The organism is Mediannikoviicoccus vaginalis (assembly GCF_928097925.1).
Taxonomy (GTDB): domain Bacteria; phylum Bacillota; class Clostridia; order Tissierellales; family Peptoniphilaceae; genus Mediannikoviicoccus; species Mediannikoviicoccus vaginalis.
On record NZ_CAKMRI010000001.1, the window covers coordinates 390,336 to 412,708 of the forward strand.

At 30.1% G+C, this 22,373-nt stretch carries 18 protein-coding genes, 3 tRNA genes and 1 other RNA gene; 3 read left to right on the forward strand and 19 right to left on the reverse strand.

Annotated features, from left to right (window positions below):
• Positions 1 to 12: 12 nt before the first annotated feature.
• The 11 genes from L6651_RS01940 to L6651_RS01990 form a co-directional block, all read right to left on the reverse strand.
• A complete protein-coding gene (locus L6651_RS01940; RefSeq protein ID WP_237036379.1) occupies positions 13 to 555 on the reverse strand; it encodes a CYTH domain-containing protein in 543 nt (180 codons plus the stop codon).
• On the reverse strand, positions 555 to 1,277 hold the full coding sequence (gene nagB, locus L6651_RS01945) for a glucosamine-6-phosphate deaminase (protein ID WP_237036380.1): 723 nt from the start codon (positions 1,275 to 1,277) through the stop codon (positions 555 to 557). Before nagB ends, L6651_RS01940 begins: the two co-directional genes overlap by 1 nt.
• 9 nt (positions 1,278 to 1,286) lie before the next feature.
• Positions 1,287 to 1,976, reverse strand: coding sequence for a metallophosphoesterase (locus L6651_RS01950; protein ID WP_237036381.1), 690 nt, complete (start codon positions 1,974 to 1,976; stop codon positions 1,287 to 1,289).
• Positions 1,977 to 1,984: 8 nt separating this feature from the next.
• Positions 1,985 to 4,111, reverse strand: a complete 2,127-nt coding sequence (locus tag L6651_RS01955; RefSeq protein WP_237036382.1) for an ATP-binding protein — start codon at positions 4,109 to 4,111, stop codon at positions 1,985 to 1,987.
• The gene (locus L6651_RS01960) at positions 4,108 to 5,205 is read right to left on the reverse strand and encodes a metallophosphoesterase family protein (protein ID WP_237036383.1); all 1,098 of its coding nucleotides are present in this window, start codon (positions 5,203 to 5,205) and stop codon (positions 4,108 to 4,110) included. Before L6651_RS01960 ends, L6651_RS01955 begins: the two co-directional genes overlap by 4 nt.
• A complete protein-coding gene (locus L6651_RS01965) occupies positions 5,195 to 5,821 on the reverse strand; it encodes a hypothetical protein (RefSeq protein WP_237036384.1) in 627 nt (208 codons plus the stop codon). The genes L6651_RS01960 and L6651_RS01965 overlap by 11 nt, the downstream gene beginning before the upstream one ends.
• 9 nt (positions 5,822 to 5,830) lie before the next feature.
• Entirely contained in the window at positions 5,831 to 6,859 is a 1,029-nt protein-coding gene (mobB, locus tag L6651_RS01970) for a molybdopterin-guanine dinucleotide biosynthesis protein B (RefSeq protein ID WP_255784605.1), read from the reverse strand.
• Positions 6,860 to 8,041, reverse strand: coding sequence for a molybdopterin molybdotransferase MoeA (locus tag L6651_RS01975; protein ID WP_237036386.1), 1,182 nt, complete (start codon positions 8,039 to 8,041; stop codon positions 6,860 to 6,862). It abuts the gene before it with no gap.
• A gap of 86 nt (positions 8,042 to 8,127) precedes the next feature.
• Entirely contained in the window at positions 8,128 to 10,032 is a 1,905-nt protein-coding gene (gene thrS, locus L6651_RS01980; protein WP_237036387.1) for a threonine--tRNA ligase, read from the reverse strand.
• 198 nt (positions 10,033 to 10,230) lie between these two features.
• The gene (gene hisS / locus L6651_RS01985) at positions 10,231 to 11,526 is read right to left on the reverse strand and encodes a histidine--tRNA ligase (RefSeq protein ID WP_237036388.1); all 1,296 of its coding nucleotides are present in this window, start codon (positions 11,524 to 11,526) and stop codon (positions 10,231 to 10,233) included.
• Positions 11,519 to 12,274 carry a DUF6873 family GME fold protein gene (locus L6651_RS01990; RefSeq protein ID WP_237036389.1) on the reverse strand — a complete coding sequence of 252 codons (756 nt, stop codon included), beginning with the start codon at positions 12,272 to 12,274 and terminating at the stop codon, positions 11,519 to 11,521. The genes hisS and L6651_RS01990 overlap by 8 nt, the downstream gene beginning before the upstream one ends.
• A gap of 310 nt (positions 12,275 to 12,584) precedes the next feature.
• Here L6651_RS01990 and L6651_RS01995 point away from each other — a divergent pair.
• From L6651_RS01995 to L6651_RS02005, 3 genes are all read left to right on the forward strand, one after another.
• Positions 12,585 to 12,660: transfer RNA gene (locus tag L6651_RS01995), tRNA-Phe, on the forward strand.
• A gap of 10 nt (positions 12,661 to 12,670) precedes the next feature.
• A tRNA-Gly gene (locus L6651_RS02000) sits at positions 12,671 to 12,745 on the forward strand.
• 4 nt (positions 12,746 to 12,749) lie between these two features.
• A tRNA-Cys gene (locus L6651_RS02005) sits at positions 12,750 to 12,823 on the forward strand.
• Between the two features lie 263 nt (positions 12,824 to 13,086).
• Here the strand turns inward: L6651_RS02005 and L6651_RS02010 are convergent.
• The 8 genes from L6651_RS02010 to L6651_RS02045 all read right to left on the reverse strand — a co-directional run bounded on the left by L6651_RS02010 (position 13,087) and on the right by L6651_RS02045 (position 22,373).
• Entirely contained in the window at positions 13,087 to 14,265 is a 1,179-nt protein-coding gene (locus L6651_RS02010; protein WP_237036390.1) for an ISL3 family transposase, read from the reverse strand.
• Positions 14,266 to 14,420: 155 nt separating this feature from the next.
• An RNA gene (gene rnpB / locus L6651_RS02015) (RNase P RNA component class A) lies at positions 14,421 to 14,744 on the reverse strand.
• Between the two features lie 16 nt (positions 14,745 to 14,760).
• Positions 14,761 to 15,537, reverse strand: a complete 777-nt coding sequence (locus L6651_RS02020) for a Nif3-like dinuclear metal center hexameric protein (protein WP_237036391.1) — start codon at positions 15,535 to 15,537, stop codon at positions 14,761 to 14,763.
• On the reverse strand, positions 15,515 to 16,216 hold the full coding sequence (locus L6651_RS02025) for a tRNA (adenine(22)-N(1))-methyltransferase (RefSeq protein ID WP_237036392.1): 702 nt from the start codon (positions 16,214 to 16,216) through the stop codon (positions 15,515 to 15,517). Before L6651_RS02025 ends, L6651_RS02020 begins: the two co-directional genes overlap by 23 nt.
• Positions 16,217 to 16,218: 2 nt before the next feature.
• Entirely contained in the window at positions 16,219 to 17,322 is a 1,104-nt protein-coding gene (gene rpoD / locus L6651_RS02030; protein WP_237037615.1) for an RNA polymerase sigma factor RpoD, read from the reverse strand.
• Positions 17,323 to 17,432: 110 nt separating this feature from the next.
• Positions 17,433 to 19,202 carry a DNA primase gene (gene dnaG / locus L6651_RS02035; RefSeq protein WP_237036393.1) on the reverse strand — a complete coding sequence of 590 codons (1,770 nt, stop codon included), beginning with the start codon at positions 19,200 to 19,202 and terminating at the stop codon, positions 17,433 to 17,435.
• A 10-nt stretch (positions 19,203 to 19,212) separates the two neighbouring features.
• Positions 19,213 to 20,235: a deoxyguanosinetriphosphate triphosphohydrolase gene (locus tag L6651_RS02040; RefSeq protein WP_237036394.1), complete on the reverse strand. Its 1,023-nt coding sequence runs from the start codon at positions 20,233 to 20,235 to the stop codon at positions 19,213 to 19,215.
• A gap of 104 nt (positions 20,236 to 20,339) precedes the next feature.
• Positions 20,340 to 22,373: a bifunctional 4-hydroxy-3-methylbut-2-enyl diphosphate reductase/30S ribosomal protein S1 gene (locus L6651_RS02045; RefSeq protein WP_237036395.1), complete on the reverse strand. Its 2,034-nt coding sequence runs from the start codon at positions 22,371 to 22,373 to the stop codon at positions 20,340 to 20,342.

Consider the following 22,373-nt stretch of genomic DNA (forward strand, 5'->3'; position numbering starts at 1 on the left):
AAATAAGAGGAACTAAATCCCCTTATATTCTTCTTTCAATTCTTTTATAGATTTTGAACTTATGTTTTCTTTTGAAATATTGAATTCATTAAGAAATTCATTTAATTCCTCCTCAGAATTTGCTTCAATTTCAGCATAGTCAAAAGGGAATGAATTTCTATCCCAATAGTCAAAATCTATTCTAATATTATTATATGAATAGCTGAATCTTTCTTTAAAGGTAGATTCAAAACTATCAAGTTTTATAAACTCTAATATCTTTTTAAGATTTGTTAAATTATCAAATTGAATACTATATTCCTCAGCTCTTTTAAACTTGGAATCTTCAACCATTTTTTTGTAAGTTAGATAATTATACGATTTATTATTAAGCAAATCTTTTACAAGCCTTATTCTCATATAGTCCCTATCGCATATTAATTTTGCCATTGTAGAAGAAATTAATATGTTTTCTTGTTTCTCATGATGAGTTAAGCTTGCACCGTTTTTTAGAAGTGAACTTTTAAAATCTTCTAAATCAATATTTATTAACTTTACTTCTAATTCTCTTTCCACTATCTTATTTTAACGCTCTCTTCATCTATAAATACCGTTACGTCATGATGTAACTTTAATAGTGAAACGGGAACTTTTGTTGAAATTTTGTCCTTATTAACTAAATAGTTTGTTGCTTCTTCTTTATTTTTCCCGCTAATTAAAAGAATAATTTTTTCTGCATTAAAGATTGTTCCCATACCCATAGAAATGGCCTTTGTTGGAACTTCCTCTTCACTTTCAAAAAATCTTGCATTTGCTTTAATTGTACTTTCTTCTAGTTCAACTACTGAAGTTGAGTAATTTAATTCTTCATCTGGTTCATTAAATGCAATATGACCATCTGGACCAATACCAAGTAATTGAATGTCTACTCTTTCAGACTTTCTTATATCATTTTCGTAATCTACTACCTCTTGTTCAGGATTTTTATTTCCTTGAGGGATTCTTATATTTTCTCTTTTTACATTTACGTGGTTTAATAAATTATCAAACATAAAATAGTTATAGGATTGAGGATTGTCAGGAGTTAAACCTATATACTCATCAAGATTAAAAGTCTTAACTTCTGAAAAATCTAAACCGTTAACATGAGCTTCTATTAAACATTTGTATAGTCCAACAGGTGTTGAACCAGTTGCAAGGCCTAATATAGAATCTTTTTTATTTTCTATTTGTTCTATTACCATTTTTGCAGATTGTTTGCTCATTTCATCATAGTTTTTTGTGTAAATTACTTTCATTTCTTCCTCCTATTTTGCTATAGTTGTTTCAACTATTTTAATTGGTTTGAACTGAAGATAGTCACTAGATGTGCAGAAGTACTCAACTCCATCAACAACCCCTTCAACCACATTACTAAGTCCAGGTCCGTGTAAGTGACCATAGACACATTTAGTAACACCATGTTCCTTTAAGATATAATGAAAATCATCGGGTTTTTTTTCATTTGTGAAAGGTGGATAGTGAAGCATACATATTTTTTTCTTGCCTTTTGGCGCTGAATTTAAGGAAAGTTCTAACCTCAAAAGCTCTCTCCTATAGATATTATACTCTTCACAATCCTCTGTAAGGTAGTCCCATCCTCTTGTTCCCACTATACAATAATCATTAAATTCAAAATAATTATTTTGTAAGAAGAAAATACTCTTCAAATTTAAAGAATTATTTTTATTTAGAGAACTCCACCAATAGTCGTGATTGCCCTTAATAAAAACTTTTTGTCCAGGCATTTCATCTATTCTGATTAGGTCATAATATGCAGACTTTAAACTCATAGCCCAAGAAATATCTCCAGCTACAAGCACCAAGTCCTCATCCTTAACAGTTTCTTTCCAGTTATGAAAAATTCTCTCTTCATAATCTGCCCATCTATCTCCAAACAGGGTCATTGTTTTTTCTTTTGTATAATCCAAATGTAAATCTGAAATACTATAAATCATTATCTCACCTATAAATTTAAAATTTTAACATCTTGATATGACTTTAAAATTTCCATTTCTCTATCTTGGCAGCTAAGTATTATAATCTGATTATGAACTAGCTCCTTTTTTAAGACAGAAATTATTTTTTTAAGCCTGTCATCATCTAAGTAATTAAAAGCATCGTCTAGAATAAGAAAACCTGATTTATCATATAATTCAGTGCATATGGCTATCTTAAGAACGAAAAAAATTATATCTTGCGAACCTTTACTCAAGCTTAAAGACGATTTTAGATTACTACTTCCATTTTCTCTATAGGAAACATTCAAAAACTCATCTATATAAAATTTTATATCATTTCCATAGATTGGTTTCAATAATGAGTTTACCCTATTTATAAGTTTTGGAACAAAACTTGCCTTTAACTCTTCAAAGGATTGTTCCACAAGTCCTATAGTAAGATCAATAATCTTCAAGTTATTTTCTAATTCTTCAATTTTTTTAGCCGTACTCTTCTCTTTATCTAACAAACTTGGTAGCTTTATTATTTCGCTATCCAGTATTTTAATTCTTTCTTTTATTCTGACGATTTCACTGTTAAGCAAATCTTTTTCTTTTCTTAATTCTTCAATACCCATATTTTCTACAATATAAAAATCTTTTGAAAATTCTATCTTATTAACATTAGAAGTTTTTGTTAAGGGTTTTGTCTTTACTATGAAATCAAGTTTCGACTTAGATTCTTCTAACTTCTTTTTGCAGTTTAGTAGTTCCTCATCAAGTTCTTTTATCTCTTTAATACCAATATTGAATTTGTCATTAATTGTCTTATCAATATCTAAAAGAGAATTATTTTTATCCTCTTCATCATTTAATAAGTACTCAATTTCCCTATCTAGATCTTCTATCTTTTTAAAATAAAAATCCCTATCCCTTTTAACTTTTTCATATTCTTCATCATCTGATTTCCCAGATTTACGATTTTGTATCATAAAAGATACTAGGTTTACCACAACAAAAGCCATAAATATAGAAGAACTTAAAAGTTTTGTGTATTGTTTTAAAAGATAACTTGCAATAATTGAAAAGAAGAACACTAAAAAATATCTTATTTTAAGTGATTTTTCACTTTTTTTATGGCTTTTTACTGTATCATCTAGCGTTTTTGAAATATCTAAATACTTTTTGTATACCAGTCTCTTTTCCTGTGAAAGCTCGTCAAACGCCTTCTTTAAATATTTTTCTTCATCCTTTATTTTTTCATATTCCTTTAGATATGGTTCATAGATTCTTTTTGAATTTTCAATTTCAGATTTCTTTTTATTTAAATTAGCAATGTCATTTAATAACTCATCTTTCTCATTTAAGACGTTAACATCATTTTCCTGTTTCTCAAAGGATAACTGTTTTTCTTTTAATTCAAATAGATTATTCTTTTCTATAAAATCTTCTTCCAAGTCTGAAAGCTTATTTAAAGAAATGTCATACTCCTCTTTTAATTCTGAAATTCTTTTTACTTCCGAGCTTATAGTTTTATAGTCCTCGTATGCTTTTCCAAGAGGCTTATTCGTATTTGCTGTTGTGCCAATATCTCTTCTTAGCTCTTTAAGATACTCAACGCTTTTTTTACTCGATGTTAAGTCTTCATGATTATCTTTATTTTTAAGCATAGTATCTGTAATATATCTTGATGCCTGATCTTTTATTCCAACATTATTCTGTCCTATTATTTTAGTATTATTGAAAACTTCACTACTTACTTTGAAGAAATACTCTCCAGGAAAGCTTTTATTGGACTGTTTATATCCTTCTAGAGTTTCTGTAATATCCTTACCTGTCTTTTCGTTATATATTTTATAATCGCCAGTTTGGAAGTTTCTATATACCCTTAAAATCTGTCCACTTTGTTCAATTATAACTGAACCTTCATAGTTAGGAGAATTCCATGGTCTATACTTTTCTAAATCATCTGTATATCTGGTTGTTTTTAAATATGGTTTTACAAATCCATAAAAAACACCTTCAATAAATTTGACACATGTACTCTTACCGGCCTCGTTATCTCCTCTAATTAAAATAAAGTCCTCTTTTAAGTCAATTATTTTATTTTTAAATTTTCCAAATCCAGATATTTCAAGTTTTAAAAGCTTCATGAATCCTCCCTCATTAAAGCATTTAATCCATATTTTAATATTTTTTCTTTTATTTCTTGACTTTCATTTAATGAGTTGACCTTGTCTATAAAAATTCCTATTTGATTTTCTCTATTTAAGTCAAGAATTTTTTCAATGTCATAATTTTCTTCTGTATTATCAATTACTTCAATGTAGTGTACATACTTTTTAAGAGCCTCTTCAAGTCCTTTTATATCCAAGTCAAAACCCATTGGAAGTTTTCCTGTAAGGGTCAGTCTAATATAATTATTTTTATCTTCCACAAGTACATTATCTTTCAAATGTTCTAGCAGATAATAAAAATCAAAACTCTCTTTTAATTCGTAGTTTACCAATGTAAAGATTGAACTTGAAAGAGGTATAAATTTTTTATATAGCTTTCTATTTTCAAATTCACCATAAATTGCACCATGAAAACCAGTTTCCTTAAATGAAAGTGGTTCTAAAGATCCTGGATATATAATGTTTTCCTTGACTTTTTGAGGCTTATGAATATGCCCAAGGGCAATATAATCAAATCCTAAATTCTCTATATCACTCAAATTTAAATTCATATAATTAAAATTAGGCATTAAAATATCTGTGTGTAACAGTAAAATATTGATCTTTTTTCTATCTAGTTTTATGTCTTCAAAGTAAGAAGATTTATTTAAAATTCTATCAGTATAACTTATTCCATATACATTAAAATCTTCAAACTCAAAAGATTTTACATTATCGTCATCAAATACAAAAACATTTGAAGCAAGATTTAAATATTTGAATTTTGAATTTTTTGAATATGGATCATGATTTCCAAATATTATAAAAATCTTTGTTTCAGGTACCGTTTTAAATAGAGAGTTGAGTCTTTCTAAAATTGATAGTGTTACATAATTTTCATTAAAAATATCTCCACATAAAAATATACAGTCCGTTTTCTTTTCCTTGGCATAAGAAAATAGGCTTTCAATTGAAGCCCATATATTTTCCCTACGATTTTCTACTAACTCAACAGGTAAATCTGAAGAATAAAAATATGATCCTAAATGAAAGTCCCCACTATGCAAAAATGTTAACTTGTTATTTTTCATAATACCTATGCTCTTCCTTCCTGTCCTGTCTAATATATATTTCCAATATATCAAAACTCAAATTGTAAGCACTAAACATTTTAATTAGTAAGTCCCTAATTTTATTTGCCGGAAATTTTGTTTCAATATAGACGCTATTGCCTATTAAAACCGCATTCCTAATCTTATTTTTCTCTAAGCTAAAGTAAGTCCTCTTCCAACCATTAAAATCAGTTTTTTGCGGAAAAGATCTGAAGATTACTGGATTGAGTTTATAGAAGTACTCACAAAGACTTACATATAAATCATAGTAAGAGCTAATTGACACTATCTCACCTCTATAGAGTCTATAGCCTTCAGGTTTAGTATAGGTGAAATCGTGATCTAGCGTTACTTTATTAGTTACTATCTTACTAAGCTCAAATTCTTTTAATCTAAGCTGAATATTTATTGGCTCAATAACATCTAAAATTGAATTAGTAGTGTCCAAAAACTTTTCTATTTCTTCCCTATCTTTTGTAGTTAAGTCATATTCTAAAGCTTTCTCGAAATATTTAATTTGATCTTCCAAAGCTGTTTTTATATTTAAAACAAGCTCCGGGTCTTTTTCTGTTAATTGGTCAAAAAATTTCTTCATATTATCCCTCTAGAGATATTCTTTTTTTAAGTACTCCACAAATTTACTAGCATCATTTAAATCAAAAGTTTCTACATCAAATTGTTTTTTTTCTAAATCGGTTATAATGCCTTTTAAGTGTCCTGATGAAATAATTTCATTTGAGTTACCTTTTCTCACTATCTCGTATTTATTAAAATTTGAATCTTTAAGCCCTTCAATAATAACTAAATCGTACTTCCTTGAGTCTTTTAAAAAATATTCTACGCTTTTTGATGGTTTTTCAACAATTTGATACTTATAATCCGAGTAGACAATAGTTGTGATTGCACCATTTAAAAATGCTATATTTGAATCCCTGTCTTCACCCAATGTAAAATCATGTCCGTCATGTTTTATATATTTTATTTTGTAGCCTTCTGTACTTAGTAAATTTATTACATTTGAAATAAAAGTGGTTTTACCAGAGTTTTTCCTTCCACAAATGCAAATTATATTGTCATCTAAAAGCTTTTTATATTGCGATGGATAATTTATATTAGAAAGGATTATAGAATTAAACTTACTGTATTTTAACGGAACGTTTTTAGCATCTTCGTCATATAAAAGGTCCATAAGTTTGTATTCTTGATTCCTAATTCTCTCTTCAAGTACAGGAATAATATTCTTTGGATAAATTGAACCAAGTGGATTTAACTTTCCATTATCTTCAAATGTTATTATCCTATTTTCAGTAGACACATAGGTTGATAAAAATTCTGCTACTTCTAAAGTCATAAACTGCATATCAACGCCAACTATAAATACATTTTCCGTTTCTGCTTCTTTAAGTATTTCAAGAATACCTGATATAGGACCAATGTTTTCATATTTATCCCTTACGATTTTATATCCTGCGATATCGGTGTCGGGGTTATTATTTGAAATTATTATTGGATAGCATTTAAATTCATCTACTAAATTTTCTAAAAAAGTTTTATTTTTATATAGCAGTTTTGCTTTATCAGCACCCATTCTGGTACTTTTACCGCCTGAAAGAATTCCTATAGTTAAGTCCATTTAAAACAAGTAAATAATATTTACTTTATCTCCTTCCTTAATCTCTTCATTAGGATTTTGTAGAACTAGACAATTACATTCTGCAAGGTTAGAAATAACAGATGAATTATGGAAATTTTCCAGCACTACAAAATTTCCATCGGTCTTAGCTCTCACAAATCTATTTAACTTACTAGGTTTTAGGTAACTGTCTTTTACTATTCGTTCATACAATTTATTTCTGTAATAAGAACATCCATAATATTTTTCCACTGCTGCCCAAAATAGCACTTGAAAGTTCACCATGGCTGCAAATGGATTTCCAGATACGCTAAGTATAAGTGTGTCATCATATATACCTGATGTAACAGGAGTTCCTGGTTTCATTTTAACTTTTGTAAATAGAGTTTTCATATTTAAAAGCTCATATACTTTTTTAATATAGTCATATTTACCAACTGAAACCCCTCCAGTTGTGATAATAATATCAGCATCTTTTGATTCTTTTTTTAATGAACTTTTTATGTGGTCAATGTCATCATCAATAATCTTATTTGAAACAACTTCAATCTTATATTTTTCTAAGATAGACTCTATCATAAAAGTTGATATGGCATAAATTTTTCCAGCTTCAAGTTTTTCTCCTGGTTTTGTTAGCTCAGATCCAGTAGAAATTAACGATACTTTTAAAGGCCTACATACTTTTATTTTGTCTAGCCCAATTCCTGCAAAAATTCCAATGTGTCCAGAGTTGATTACAGTTCCACTTTTAATTAAAATTTCGCCCTTTTTAATATCCTCTCCAACAACGCAATAATTAAAATGTTTTCCAACTGGATTTAAAACTTTTATCATGTCATTTTCTATTAAGACATCTTCCTGTTTAACTACACAGTCATAACCTTCCGGAACATATCCACCAGTCATTACTCTTACGCAAGTATTCTTTTCATAATCATAATTATTAAAGTCCCCTGCTGCATTTTCACCAATTACTTTGAATTTATCACCATCAATTAAGTCCTTGTGATTAAAAGCATATCCGTCCATTGCAGACTTTGGAAAATCAGGCACATTTATATTTGAAATAATATCTTCTGCTAAAACATATCCTGCAGATTCAAAAAATGGAATCTCAATAGTTTCTTTGCAAGTTTTTATATTTTCTATAATTTTTTCTCTAGCTTCATTTACTGTTAACATATCACACCTTCTTAATATTCATTATATCAAAAGCTTTGTAATTACTCTAATTTAAAAAGCCGACGGTAAAACCATCGGCCATAAATTTATTTTTTTGATTTTATCTCATCTAATAGATTTTTTGCAAACTCATCTACTGAAATTGAACCCTTGTCTCCCTCGTCTCTCTTTCTTACAGAAACTGTTTTTCCTTCAACTTCCTTTTCACCAACTATTAAGCTGTAAGGAACTTTTTGAATTTGAGCTTCTCTGATTTTAAAACCAACTTTTTCAGCTCTATCATCTACTTCAGATCTTATTCCTAACTCTTTAAGCTTTTCATTTATTTCATAAGCATAGTCGTTGAACTTGTCTGAAATTGGTAAAATTCTTGCTTGAACTGGTGCAAGCCATGCAGGGAACTTACCAGCATAATGTTCAATTAATATTCCTAAAAATCTTTCAATTGATCCAAGAATTGCTCTATGAACCATTACCGGTCTTTTCTTTTCTCCGTCACTATCTATATAAGTTAGTTCAAATCTTTCTGGCATTTGGAAGTCAAGTTGAATTGTTCCACATTGCCAAGTTCTTCCAATTGCATCTTCTAGATGGAAGTCGATCTTTGGTCCATAGAAAGCTCCATCGCCTTCATTTATTGTGTATTCAAAGTCTTTTGAATCTAAAGCTTCCTTTAGACTATTAATAGCTATATCCCAATCTTCATCAGAACCCATTGAGTTCTCAGGTCTTGTTGAAAGTTCAACATTATATTTAAATCCAAATACAGAATAAATATAATCACAAAGGTCAATAACTTTTGATACTTCTTCCTTAATTTGTTCCTTTAACATATAAATATGGGCATCATCTTGTGTAAATGCTCTAACTCTAAATAGACCGTGTAGAGCTCCGGATAACTCATGTCTATGAACAAGACCCATTTCTGCAAGCTTTAACGGAAAGTCTCTATAGCTATGCATTCCAGATTTATAAACTAATATAGATCCTGGACAGTTCATAGGTTTAACTGCATAATCTTGGTCATCTATTTTTGTAAAGTACATATTTTCCTTATAGTGATCCCAGTGACCAGATTTATGCCATAGACTTTCACTTAAAATTATAGGTGTTTGAATCTCTCCATAACCTTCTTTCTTATGAACTTCTCTCCAGAAATTCATTAGCTCATTCTTCACTATCATTCCATTTGGATGGAAGAATGGAAAACCTGGACCCTCTTCTTGGAAACTGAATAAATCTAATTCTTTTCCTAGCTTTCTATGGTCTCTCTTCTTTGCTTCCTCTATGAATTCTAAATATTCTGTAAGTTGTTTTTGCTTTTCAAAGCTTATTGCATATATTCTTTGAAGCATGTTATTCTTTTCATCGCCTCTCCAATATGCTCCTGCAACTGAAAGAAGTTTTACAGCTTTTATTTTTTTTATGTCATATAGATGAGGTCCCTTACAAAGATCTATAAACTCGCCTAGTTTATAGAAAGATATAATTTCATCTTCTGGAAGATGCTCAATAAGATCAACTTTGTAATTTTCTCCTTTTTCCTCGAAGAACTTCACAGCTTCATCCCTTGGCATTTCATATCTTTCAACCTTGTGACCCTCTTTTATAATCTTTTTCATCTCTTCTTCAATTTTAGGAAGATCTTCGTCTGTAAATCTGTGCTCAAGGTCAAAGTCATAGTAAAATCCATTGGCAATTGCAGGTCCTATACCAAATTTAACATCTTTGTACAATCTTTGTACCGCAAGAGCCATAATATGTGCTGAAGTATGCCAAAAAATTTGTTTTCCTTCATCATCTTCAAACTTTACAAATCTAACATGGCTATCTTCTCTAATAGGCTCCTGTAATCCCATTATATTGTCATTAACTACAGCACCTAAGACAACCCTAGCAAGCCCTTCTGAAATATCTTTTGCAATTTCTCCTAGTAATACTCCTGATTCGTATTCCCTAACAGAATCGTCAGGTAAAATAATTTTTATCATCTCTGCCTCCTATTAAATAAAAAAGACTTCTCCATCCCTACATAACGTAGGGACGAAAAAGCCGTGGTTCCACCCTAATTTCTTCTCAATTAATTATTCACTCCGGATTAGTATTCACATATTCATTTACTTATGGAAACTCTCAGCTATGTTACCAATCTCTTGAAGTTTAAATATGTTACTTGGATCCATCATCATTTATAAATATTTAATTAAATCGTCATATGAACAAGAGATTTGCTCTCCTGTAACCATATTTCTTAAAGAGTAAGTTTTTGTTTTAACTTCCTCTTCTCCAATAATAATCGTATATGGAACATTTAGCTTATCAGCATATCCAAATTGCTTTTTAAGCTTTCCACCTTCCAAATAGATTTGTACCATTTTATCATCTTTTCTAAGGGATGTCAATAACTCTATACCTTTACTTTCATACCCTTTCATAGGTATTATTAAACATTCTGTAATATGAGCATTTGATTCTTTTAATAGATTTGATTCTTTCAGTTGATAGAAAAGCCTTGTTAATCCAATACTCATTCCAACTCCTGGAAGTTTTTGTTTTGTATAGTTCTCAGCTAAGTTTTCGTATCTTCCACCAGAACATACCGATCCAATAGACTCATAGCCAGTTAATATAGTTTCATATACAGATCCCGTATAATAATCAAGCCCTCTAGTAATACTTAATTGAATTTGAATATTCTCTTCCTTAACTCCAAGAGCTTTCATATTTTCATATACAAATTTTAATTCATCAAGACCTTCATTGAATAACTCATTGGAAATATTTAGGCTTTCTAAATATTCTATAATTTCATCATTACTTCCTTTCGTAGCAATAAACTCCAATAAGCTATCAATAACATCAGATTCTAAACCATATTCTAAAAACTCTTTTCTTACATTGTCTTTACCAATTTTATCTATTTTATCAATTGTTCTTAGTGTAAAAATAAAGTCATCAAGACCTATGGACTCAAAGAATCCATTAAGAAGTTTTCTATTATTGAAAAGAAATTTAAAATTACTAAATCCAAGCTTAATAAATACTTCATTCATTACTGCAGGTATTTCTGCATCATTGTATAGAGAAAGTTTTTCATGACCTACCACATCAATATCGCATTGGTAAAACTCTCTATATCTTCCTCTTTGGTTTCTCTCTCCCCTATACACCTTTGCAATATGATATCTTCTAAATGGAAAATTTAAATCACTAAAATATTGAGAGACATATCTTGCAAGTGGAACAGTTAGGTCAAATCTAAGACCAATTTTTGAAGAACCCTTTTCAAATGCATATACTTGTTTAGAAGTCTCTCCTCCACCTTTGGCAAAAAGTATTTCTTGCTTTTCCATAACTGGAGTATCCAGTGGTAAAAAACCATACTTTTTAAATGTTTCTTCAATTGTATCTTTAATTTCATTAAATAGTATCTGGTCTTGTGGTAATAATTCCATCATCCCCGATAAAATACTTGGTTTAATCATCTATTCCTCCTCTAATACCTATAATAGAACCTAGGTCAACGAATTCGCAGTCCCTAGGATAGTAATATTTTATATTTTCACTTTTAAGTATTTCAACTAACTGTTTGCTATATTTATATCTTTCCAAATTTCCATAAAATAAAATTTCATCATCTGAAATCATTCCTCCACATCCACCAATAAAACCTGTGTCATATCCTGGTAGGAGAATATCTCCAAATGGTATTAAATAACATTTTATTCCATTATTTAAATAAGCTTTATAAAGCCCTTTATCAGAAGTTATAACCGTGTCTTTGTCAATTATTAAAGATGAGCACTTACTGTAACCTTGTTTAACTAATACACTTTTTGAGATTTTCTTTAAATAATTTTCTATACTCAAGTCAATAGAGTTTTCCTTATAGAAATAATAATCATTTGTCCTGGAAACATTAAGCGCTATATCATTTGGATAAAATTTATTTAATTCATTTGAAGATGGAATAATAGTAACTCCATATTCTTTTAATTTTCGTCCATAGTAGTTTCTATGCTTATTATAAACCACAAATTTATTATAATCTATAGGATGAACTGCCATATCGGGATGATCCTTAACTGGTTCATCAATTTCTTCTATGGGTAATGTTTTTATTATATCGATTTTTAAATCACTAAGTAACCGTTCAAAGTCTTCGCTTATTTTATAACTTACAATCACAGCTTTAACTCTTTTATTAAATACAAATGGATTTATTCTTTTCACCCGATTTTTCAATAATTAAATAAAAATTTTAGAAATTGGAAATTAAATCTAAAATCTGGTATAATTTTACTGTAACATCTGAAATGTAACTATTAACATACATCAGATTTTACTCTTATATAATTTAATTTGACTTTTCTACAAAATTATTGTATCATAAAGCTTGTAGTTAGTTAAATATTTAAAGTGAAATATGATTTTATTATCCGACATTAACTTAAGCTTTGCGAAGCAAAATAAGAATGAGCGGATGGTATATAATATAATAATCTTTCAATGAAAAATCTTAATAAAAACATCTATATTGTGCGCCCAGATAGCTCAGTCGGTAGAGCAGAGGACTGAAAATCCTCGTGTCGCTGGTTCGATTCCGGCTCTGGGCACCAAGAAGTATTTGCGGAAGTGGCTCAGTGGTAGAGCATCGCCTTGCCAAGGCGAGGGTCGCGGGTTCGAGTCCCGTCTTCCGCTCCAATATGGCGACATAGCCAAGTGGTAAGGCAAAGGTCTGCAACACCTCTACCCCCGGTTCAAATCCGGGTGTCGCCTCCAAGGTAGTATATTTTGAGTATACTACCTTTTTTATTTTAAAATTTTAAATAGATCATAATTCTCCACATAAAAAAAGGCTCTAAAGAATCCATTGGGGGATGCTAACCTATAAAGTTGGCATCTCCTCTTATTTATACATCATTATTCACTTACTTTTAAAAGACCTAACTAAATAGTCACTTTTTTACTGTTTTTAGGTTCACTTAATAAGCCTATAGGCTTATTTTTCCTAAAAGCTAATTCTTTTATTCAGTTCTTGTATATTATTCGAGTGCTAATATCCTATTTCTAAATCTTTTGAAATTTTTCATTCCAAATGTTATTCTCTTTAATACTTTTATTTTGTTGTTCATTCCTTCTACGTACCCATTGGTGAATTCGTAGTCAAAGCTATTAGATATTGGGTCTATCCAGTTCTTAAAGGCTGTTAAACAGGCTCTCCACTTAATGGATCCGTCTTTTAACAGGTATTCTATCCAACCTTGTATGTTTTTTTGTGCTTTCTCTTTGTTTTCGCTCTTCATTACTAGGTTGTAGAAGGTTTCTTTTGTTAGGTATGCTTTTCTTATTTCTTCGTTTCTTTCTAACATTATTGATACTTTTATTTTTTCATCTTCGTGTAGTTTTATCATTGGTTTTGTTAGTAGGGATTTACTTCTCATAAAGTGTGTTCTTTCTTGTTTTTTCATCTTTTTTGATTCTGCTATTCTTGTGTTTTCAAATCCCCATGTTACCTGTCTTATGAAGTGATATCTGTCTATTAGATGTTTTGCGTTTGGAAAGTGTTTTTTCTTTATATCTCTGTATGGTCTATACATATCGCTTACGAAGATTTTTACTTTATCTTTTTCTTCTTTTGGTATTTGACTGAAGTATTTATCTAGGTAATCAAATTTCCTTGTTGGTAGTACGTCTAATATCTTTTTATTTTGACTATCTGCTATTATTGTCTGGTATTTCTCTCTTCCGGAGTCGCCTTTGAATTCGTCTATATTTAGTACTTCTCCTAGTTTTAATCTTTTTATTTCTATGGTATCTATTATATTTGAGACTGTTTTGGGTGAAATGTAAAATTTTTTAGCTATATCTTTGATGGATATTTTATTTTTAAATTCTTCTAATACTCTTCTTTTGAGTCTTGTTGTTATTTGGCAATGTTTTGATACGAATGGTTTAGATTCTGTAAATCTTTTATTGCACTGTCTACATTTAAATCTTCGTACGTCTATTTTTAGTATTACTTGTTTATCTCTATATGGTAGATCTCTTATGTTTTGATGTCTATGGTCATGTATTTCTATCTTTTTTGATCCACAACAAGGACATGTTTTAGGTCTTTTCTTGCATTTACCTGTTATTGTTATCTTGTCTTCTGTTTCTTCTACTTTTTCTAATTTTATACCTTTTATTCCCACAAGCTTTGTGATATTATTTATTTGCACTTACTTTACCTCCTTTTGAGTTGTGGTGACTTTATTTTAGGTGATTTGTAGAGTAAGTGCAATTTTTTTATTAAAAAAACTGTTGAGGTGGTATGTTTATTCATACCCCCCAACAGTTTCTTTTGTTCCAAAAAAAACTACCGTTAAAGGTAGTTTTTTTGACTAGAAAATAAGCCGTGTTCTGTATTAGATAATCATCTGTCTAGCCTTATTGTTACCAATAAGGTCAAGCGATCTACCCATGGTGTAGCGAGCAACTACATTATTCCATTTTGATCTTGCACCAAATGGGGTTTACATAGCAACTTAGTCGCCTAAGTCCTGGTGAGCTCTTACCTCGCCTTTCCACCCTTACCATAAATGGCGGTATCTCTCTGTTGCACTATCCTTAGGGTCGCCCCCACTGGACGTTATCCAGCATCCTGCTCTACGGTGCACGGACTTTCCTCGTTATTTCACGCGATTATCTCTTCTACTCATGTATATTATAACATATTATATGATTTTTCTTTTTGAAATGTCATATTTAAAACTATGAATTTTTTCTTCCACAAATTCAGCAAAATATTTAAATAAAAAATCTATAGAGTCTATTTCAGAATTATAGTGTCCTATATCTAAAATAGCTAGATTATTTTCAGAAGCTTTCTGACCGTCGTGGTATTTTATATCTGCTGTTATAAGTAGATCTATTTTTTCATCAATGCACTTATCTATTGCAAATGCACCACTACCACCCATTACAGCAACTTTTTCAATTTCTTTATTTAAATCTCCATAAGAAATTATGCTACTTAAATTTAATCTGTCTTTAACTAGTTCAGCCATATTAAATAAGCTAATTTTTTCTATTTTAGAACTTTTCCCTAATCCATTTTCAGAATTTTCTTCTTCAAATAGAACTTCACTGTTCTTTAATCCCAGTTTTTCTGCAAGAATATTTGAAACACCAAAACTAATTTTATCAAGATTTGTGTGTGCAGAATAAACTGTAATTCTATTTTTAACTAATAGCTCTAAAATTTTTCCTCTAGTCGAATAAAAATCTAAAGACTTTATATCTTCAAAAAAGAATGGATGATGAAGAAATATTAAGTTTGAATTTTTTTCTATTGCAAATTCCACTAACTCTTTTGAAAGATCTAATCCTATTACAATTCCCTTTAACACTTCTTTGCTAAAGTCTATTTGAACTCCACTGTTGTCCCAATCTTCTTGTAGATTTAATGGGCAGTCCACTTCAAATTTATTAATTACATCGATTACTTTCAATCTCTTCAACCACCTGTTTTAAATATTCTTTTCTTTCATTGAAGTTATTGATTTTTTCAGTCATATCCTCTTTACTCAAAACCTCTATATCTTCAATTATATTGTTAATTTTTTCTATTTCTAATTCTATAAATCCCTTTAAGTTAAGGGAGCCTTTTTCAATCAAAACTTTCCCAAACTCATAGTAATAATCTTTTTTGTAAACTTCTAATCCAGACTGTACTTTTAATATCTGATAGTATTTACTGTTTTCAAACACATCAAATTCATCTACTATAGCATATCCATTTTCATGGAGAAATCTTCTTAATGCTTCTATATTATTATTTCCTTGAAGTACTAATGTATTTGCAGATTTTGCAATTTCTGGACTTTCTTCAAGAATTTTTGAAATTAAAAGTCCTCCCATTCCCGATATAATTATTGTATCCACTTCAAATGGTTTGAGTGCTTTTAATCCATCGGAAACTATTGGATAAATATTTTGATACTTTAAATTATTTTCTATTTTTAATTTCAATTTTAAAAGTGATTTCTCACTAATATCAATCCCGATTATCCTCTTAGCTATTTTGTTTTTAGATAAATATATTGGAACCAATCCATGATCAGTTCCAATATCTGCAACTATAGAATTCTTTTCCACAAATTCAATAATTTTTTCTAATCTATCTGACATATCTACTCCAAAAAGTCTCTTAATTTTTGACTTCTACTAGGATGTTTTAACTTTCTTAAAGCCTTGGCTTCTATTTGTCTAATTCTTTCTCTTGTAACATTAAATTCTTTACCAACTTCTTCCAGAGTTCTTGGAGTTCCATCGGTTAGCCCAAATCTAAGTTCAAGAACTTTTCTTTCTCTATGATTTAAGGTAGATAGTATTTCATCTAGCTGTTCCCTAAGCATAGTAAAGTTTGCAGCTTCATCTGGCGCTACAGCAGTTTCATCTTCGATAAAGTCTCCAAGATGACTATCTTCTTCTTCTCCTATTGGAGTCTCCAATGATACTGGTTCCTGTGCAATTTTTCTTACTTCTCTAACTTTTTCTACATCTATTCCCATTTCTTTGGCAATCTCTTCATTTGTAGGATCTCTTCCTAAAGCTTGAATCAATTGTCTTTCAATTCTAACTAGTTTGTTAATTGTTTCAACCATGTGAACTGGGATTCTTATTGTCCTAGCTTGATCTGCAATAGCTCTTGTTATAGCTTGTCTTATCCACCATGTTGCATAGGTTGAGAATTTAAATCCTCTGGTGTAGTCAAACTTTTCTACAGCTTTCATAAGACCTAAATTTCCTTCTTGAATCAAGTCAAGAAACTGCATTCCTCTACCAACATATCTTTTAGCTATACTTACAACTAGTCTAAGGTTTGCCTCTGCAAGTCTTCTCTTCGCAAAAACATCTCCATTTTCCATCCTTTGAGCAAGCTCAACTTCTTCTTCTGCTGTAAGTAAGGAAATTTTACCAATTTCTTTCAAATACATCTTAACTGGGTCATCTACATTGATTCCCTTTATATCCACTGCTAAGTTCTTAACTTTACTTAAACTATCTTGATCTTCATCAAAGTCTTCATCGGCATCAATATCTTCTATGTCTTCATCTTCATCATCGTCAAGATCTTCATCGTCACTATCAGTTGAATGACCTTCTCTTTCGATGGCATCTTCTTTTAATAGCTCTATATTCTCTTTATCAAGATATTCTTTTATTTCTTCAATGTCATCTTCTGTTAATTCAGAAAATCCATCAATGCCTGTGAATTTACTATACTCAATCATTCCATCATTATCTGATGCTATCGATAATAGTTCTTCAAAAATATCTTTTTTTATACCTTCTAAATCATCAGAATATTCTTGTTTATTACTCTTCACGTTACCCTCCCCTTTTAAATACTTTTCAAAAGCGAATTTATTTTAAATATTTCATTTGCTAAATCAGTATAAGATTTTTTTAAACTTTCAGATAATTCTTCATTTTCTTGAAGAAGAATTAATTGTTCTTTAAGTTTATCTCTTTCCATAATTAAAACATGCCTTTTAAGGGAGTTTAAAAATCTTATAGCATTTTCTTTATTATTGTAATAATCTCTGTTTTGAGTTTTTAAAGTAGTTTCGATGATTTTTTTAATATTACTATTCCCATCTAACTCTTTTATATCATCTAAAGTTGTATCTATTGTTAGTCCATTTTCCTCTATAAAAATAATAGTAGGTGTAAAATACTCAGTTTCTTCCTCTAGAAAATTTCCTGAGTTTAGTATTTTACTTCTAAATTCAATATCATTATTAAAAAGATAATACTTTATGCTTTCTAGGAAAATTAACTTATTGTTATTTACCCTATTTACCTTAGGAGTATCTTTTACAGGGGTTTTTGAATAACTTTTTTGTTTACTTAACTCCGATTTAATACTGTCAATGTTAATGTCCAAGTCTTTGGAAAACCTTATTAAATACTCATCTTGAATAAGTTTATTATCAATTTCATTAAGCATCTTTACAAGCTCATTTAAAAATTCAGTCTTACTATTAATATCATCTAAATCATAATTTTTTAAAAGCTTTGTATAGTTATATAAAATTGAATTTAACGAATTTGTTATTAATGTTTCAAAAGACTCTTTTCCGTATTTTTTTATATAGTCATCAGGATCAAGCTGTTCTGGTAGCTCTATAACATTGGCCTGTATGTCAATTTCCTTAAAAATCTCAATTGCTCTTTGAGTCGCACTTTGTCCTGCTGAATCTCCATCATAACATAAGTAAATATTTTTTGTATATCGACTAATTAATTTTGCCTGTTCTTTTGTAAGTGCAGTCCCTAAAGAAGCTACACAGTAGTCAATTCCATAGTTATATAATGAGATTACATCAACATAACCCTCTACAATTACAACTTTGTCTTTCTTAGAAATAGAGTTAAAGTTTGTTACTCCATATAAGTTCTTAGATTTATGATAAACTATTGATTCTGGTGAGTTTATATACTTAGCCCTGTCATCAACTAAGGTCCTGCCACCAAATCCTATTACTTCTTTTCTATTATTTGTAATTGGAAAGATTAGTCTGTTTCGATATGCGTCGTATAAATGACCATTTGCAGACTTTTTAATTAGACCAAGCTCTAATAAATCCTCTGTTTTTACATTCTTACCTTTGAAATAATTAAGTAAATTATCAAAACCATCTGGAGCATACCCCAACATAAATTTATTTACCACTGACTTGTCTAGTCCTCTATTTGATAAATACTCTTTTGGAAGTTGATATGTTAGTAATTGTTGAAAAAAATAGTACTTGGCCTCTTCATTAATTCTAAGAAGTGTCTTTCTGTGCTCATAAAGTTCTTTATCAACATTTCCTGTATCGAGAAAAATCCCTAATTTGTCAGCTAAAAAATGAATAGCTTCAACATAGTTCATATTCTCTTTTTTCATGATAAAAGTGATAGCATCTCCGCCAACACCGCATCCAAAACAATGGAAAATTCCCTTACTTCTTGAAACAGTAAAGGAAGGTGTTTTTTCATTATGAAAAGGACAAAGTCCAATATAGTTCTGTCCTGAAGGTTTTAATTCTATATAATCAGAAATAATATTTACAATATCAAGTTGATCTTTAATATCTTGAATTTTCTCTTCAGGTATATACGCCATTTTTCCTCCATTAAATATGCCATTGTTTAGGAATAAAAATATTTTTATATTCCTGTATGGCAAAAGTATCAGTCATTCCAGCAATATAGTCCGTAACTATGTCCTCCTTGCTAGAATATTTTAAATTTTCATTGTTTTTATAAATTTCTAAATGTTCATTTGGTAATTTTTCAAAATTCTTTAAAAAATATAAATATAATCTTTCAATTAATGCCTTTGCTTTTTCTTCATCTTGTTTAACAATCGGATTAAAATAAACTTCTTGAAACATAAATTTTCGAAGCTGCATCATCAGCCTATATTCTTCATCACCCATAAGAATATCATCTTTCCCATAGCTTTCATTTATCACATTAACTACCATGTTGTTAATTCTTTCAGATGGAGATTTACCTAGCTTTTCACGTATATTTTCTGGTAGGTCTTCTTCAGTTAATATACCTGCTCTTATGGAATCATCAATATCATGGTTAATATAGGCTATTCTATCGGCAAATTTAATTACTCGTCCTTCTAGTGTAGAAGCCTTGTTATTTCCCGTGTGGTTTTCAATTCCATCTATAACCTCTCTTGTAAGATTTAATCCATGATTTTGTTTTCTAATTTCTAAATATTTAACAATTCTGCTTGACTGCATATAATGTTTAAAACCTTTAGGGTTTAAAGAATTAAGAGCATCTTCACCCATGTGTCCGAAGGGGGTATGACCAAGATCATGTGATAGGGCTATTGCCTCTGTCAGGTCTTCATTAAGTTCTAACGCCCTTGCAATTGTTCTTGCAATTTGAGCCACCTCAAGAGTGTGGGTCAATCTAGTTCTGTAATGATCTTTTTCTGGAGAAATATAGACCTGTGTTTTATGTTTTAATCTTCTAAATGATTTTGAATGAATTATTCTGTCCCTATCTCTTTGGAATGAAGTCCTGTAAAAATCTCCCTCTTCATCTATATCCCTTACTGCAAATTTGCTCTTAGCAGCATATTTTGACAGATATCTAGTTTCAAATTCTTCCTGTTTAACCCTGGTGTTCATCAAAGCTCTCCTTATTATCTATCTAATAAAATAGATACCCAATTAGATTAAACTTCCACAAAATACGAATAAAAAAAGATAGAGTTAACTCTACCTTTTTTTAATTATTCTTCGCTATCTTCGTTTTCGTCAAGCTTAGCCGCAATTAAATCTCCTAGATTATGTTCTAATTCTTGATTTTCATATTCTGGAGCTTTTTCTTGTTTAGGCTTTGGAGACTTCTTTGGTTGTGGTCTTGGTTTTGCTTCAGGTTTTTCCTTAGTTTCTTTAATACTTAAAGCAATTCTCTTGCTTTCAGGATTAATTTCTAATATCTTAGCTTCAATTTCATCTCCAATGTTAAGCTCATCTGATGGCTTTTCAACATGTTCATATGAAATTTGTGAAACGTGAACTAAACCTTCAACACCTTCTTGAAGTCTTACGAAAGCACCAAAGTCTAGAAGGTTAACAACTTCTCCCTTAACAATGTCTCCCTCTTTGTTGTTTTCCATGAATTCTTCAAAAGGTTTCTTTGTTAATTGCTTTAATCCTAGAGAAATTCTATTTCTTTCTCTATTTGCTCTTAATATTTTTACTTCAATTTCGTCGCCTACTTTTAAAACATCTGATGGATGATTTATTCTCTTCCAAGAAATATCAGAGATGTGAATTAAACCATCTACTCCTCCTATGTCGACAAAAGCTCCGAAATCAGTTAATCTTTCAACTCTTCCTTCTATTACTTTACCAACTTCAATGTTTTCCCAAGCCTCGTCCATTTTCTTTTGAAGTTTTGCTTCTTCAATAACTCTGCTTGATAAAACAAGTCTTCTCTTCTTTTCATCTAAGTTGATTATTTTACATTCTAAAGTTTCACCAACATAAGGAGATAAATCCTTGACAAAAGTAGTTGCAACTTGTGATCCTGGAATAAAAGCATTAATGTCGAATACAGTTGCTAAAAGTCCGCCTTTAACTAGCTTTGTTACCTTAGCTTCTACTGTTTCATCATTTTCTGAAATTTCTACTAACTTTCTCCAATTCTTTAAGCCTTCTACTCTTCTAGTTGAAAGAACAACATTACCTTCACCATCATCTAGTTTGATAACATAAACTTCAACTTCTTGACCTTCTTTAAAAAGATCTCTAGGTTTAGCATCAGGATCAGATGAAAGCTCATCTTGCTTAATTATCCCGTCTGAAGTGTAACCGATGTTTACCATAACTTCAGAATCAGTAACGTAAATAACGCTACCCTTAACCACGTCTTTAGGGTATATCTTTGTTATACTACCCTCTACTTGCTCCATAAATTCGTCTTTGCTGTAATTATCCATTACTTGAACAACCTCCTCAATTATCCAAGCAGGTGTGGATGCACCCGCCGTAATTCCTATTCTATTATATTTACATACTTCTTGTAAAGATAAATCATCTATGGTTTCAATCATAAATGTATTTTTACAATGCTTTTTGGACAATTCAAAGAGCTTGTTAGTATTTGAGCTCGTTCTTCCTCCTATAACGACCATTGCATCAACCGTCTTTGACAGTTCAATAGTCGCCTGTTGTCTATTCTTAGTTGCATTGCATATTGTATTTTTTATCACTACATTAGTATTGCTATCCTTTATTATATCAGATAATTCAAAAAATTTCTCGTAAATGTTTGTAGTTTGTGAAATTATATATAATTTGTCTAGCCCAACTACTTTTTTTGCTTCATCTACTGAATTAATTATGATAGGTTCTTTCTTTAAATGCCCTGACATAGCTATGATTTCAGGATGTTCTCTCTTACCTATAATAACTATTTTATATCCTTCTTCCTCAGCCTTTTGAATCCTTTTATAAATAGATAAAAGCACAGGGCATGTACAATCTATAACATTGTATCCTAATTTTTTATACTTTTCTATATTTCCCCGAGTTTCTCCATGACTTCGAATAATTATATTTGCTTCTTCATATGTTTTTGTTGGATTATTTTCTATTTTAAATCCTAAACATTTTAATCTATTTACTTCCTGAGGATTGTGAATCAAATCACCAGTTGCAATTGTATTTATATTAGATTTTAAAGTTTTTTCAGTCTTTTCTACGGCATTTTTTACGCCAAAACAAAATCCTGAGTGATCCGCAATTATAATTTCCAT

What these genes read in the sequence shown, in the direction of transcription:
- nagB (WP_237036380.1), bottom strand. Translation starts at nt 1,277, where the DNA reads ATGAAAGTAATTTACACAAAAAACTATGATGAAATGAGCAAACAATCT.
- L6651_RS02040 (WP_237036394.1), bottom strand. Translation starts at nt 20,235, where the DNA reads ATGAACACCAGGGTTAAACAGGAAGAATTTGAAACTAGATATCTGTCA.
- rpoD (WP_237037615.1), bottom strand. Translation starts at nt 17,322, where the DNA reads ATGATTGAGTATAGTAAATTCACAGGCATTGATGGATTTTCTGAATTA.
- thrS (WP_237036387.1), bottom strand. Translation starts at nt 10,032, where the DNA reads ATGATAAAAATTATTTTACCTGACGATTCTGTTAGGGAATACGAATCA.
- dnaG (WP_237036393.1), bottom strand. Translation starts at nt 19,202, where the DNA reads ATGGCGTATATACCTGAAGAGAAAATTCAAGATATTAAAGATCAACTT.
- L6651_RS01955 (WP_237036382.1), bottom strand. Translation starts at nt 4,111, where the DNA reads ATGAAGCTTTTAAAACTTGAAATATCTGGATTTGGAAAATTTAAAAAT.
- L6651_RS01965 (WP_237036384.1), bottom strand. Translation starts at nt 5,821, where the DNA reads ATGAAGAAATTTTTTGACCAATTAACAGAAAAAGACCCGGAGCTTGTT.
- hisS (WP_237036388.1), bottom strand. Translation starts at nt 11,526, where the DNA reads ATGATTAAACCAAGTATTTTATCGGGGATGATGGAATTATTACCACAA.
- L6651_RS01960 (WP_237036383.1), bottom strand. Translation starts at nt 5,205, where the DNA reads ATGAAAAATAACAAGTTAACATTTTTGCATAGTGGGGACTTTCATTTA.
- L6651_RS01975 (WP_237036386.1), bottom strand. Translation starts at nt 8,041, where the DNA reads ATGTTAACAGTAAATGAAGCTAGAGAAAAAATTATAGAAAATATAAAA.
- mobB (WP_255784605.1), bottom strand. Translation starts at nt 6,859, where the DNA reads ATGGACTTAACTATAGGAATTCTTTCAGGCGGTAAAAGTACCAGAATG.
- L6651_RS02025 (WP_237036392.1), bottom strand. Translation starts at nt 16,216, where the DNA reads ATGTCAGATAGATTAGAAAAAATTATTGAATTTGTGGAAAAGAATTCT.
- L6651_RS01950 (WP_237036381.1), bottom strand. Translation starts at nt 1,976, where the DNA reads ATGATTTATAGTATTTCAGATTTACATTTGGATTATACAAAAGAAAAA.
- L6651_RS02045 (WP_237036395.1), bottom strand. Translation starts at nt 22,373, where the DNA reads ATGGAAATTATAATTGCGGATCACTCAGGATTTTGTTTTGGCGTAAAA.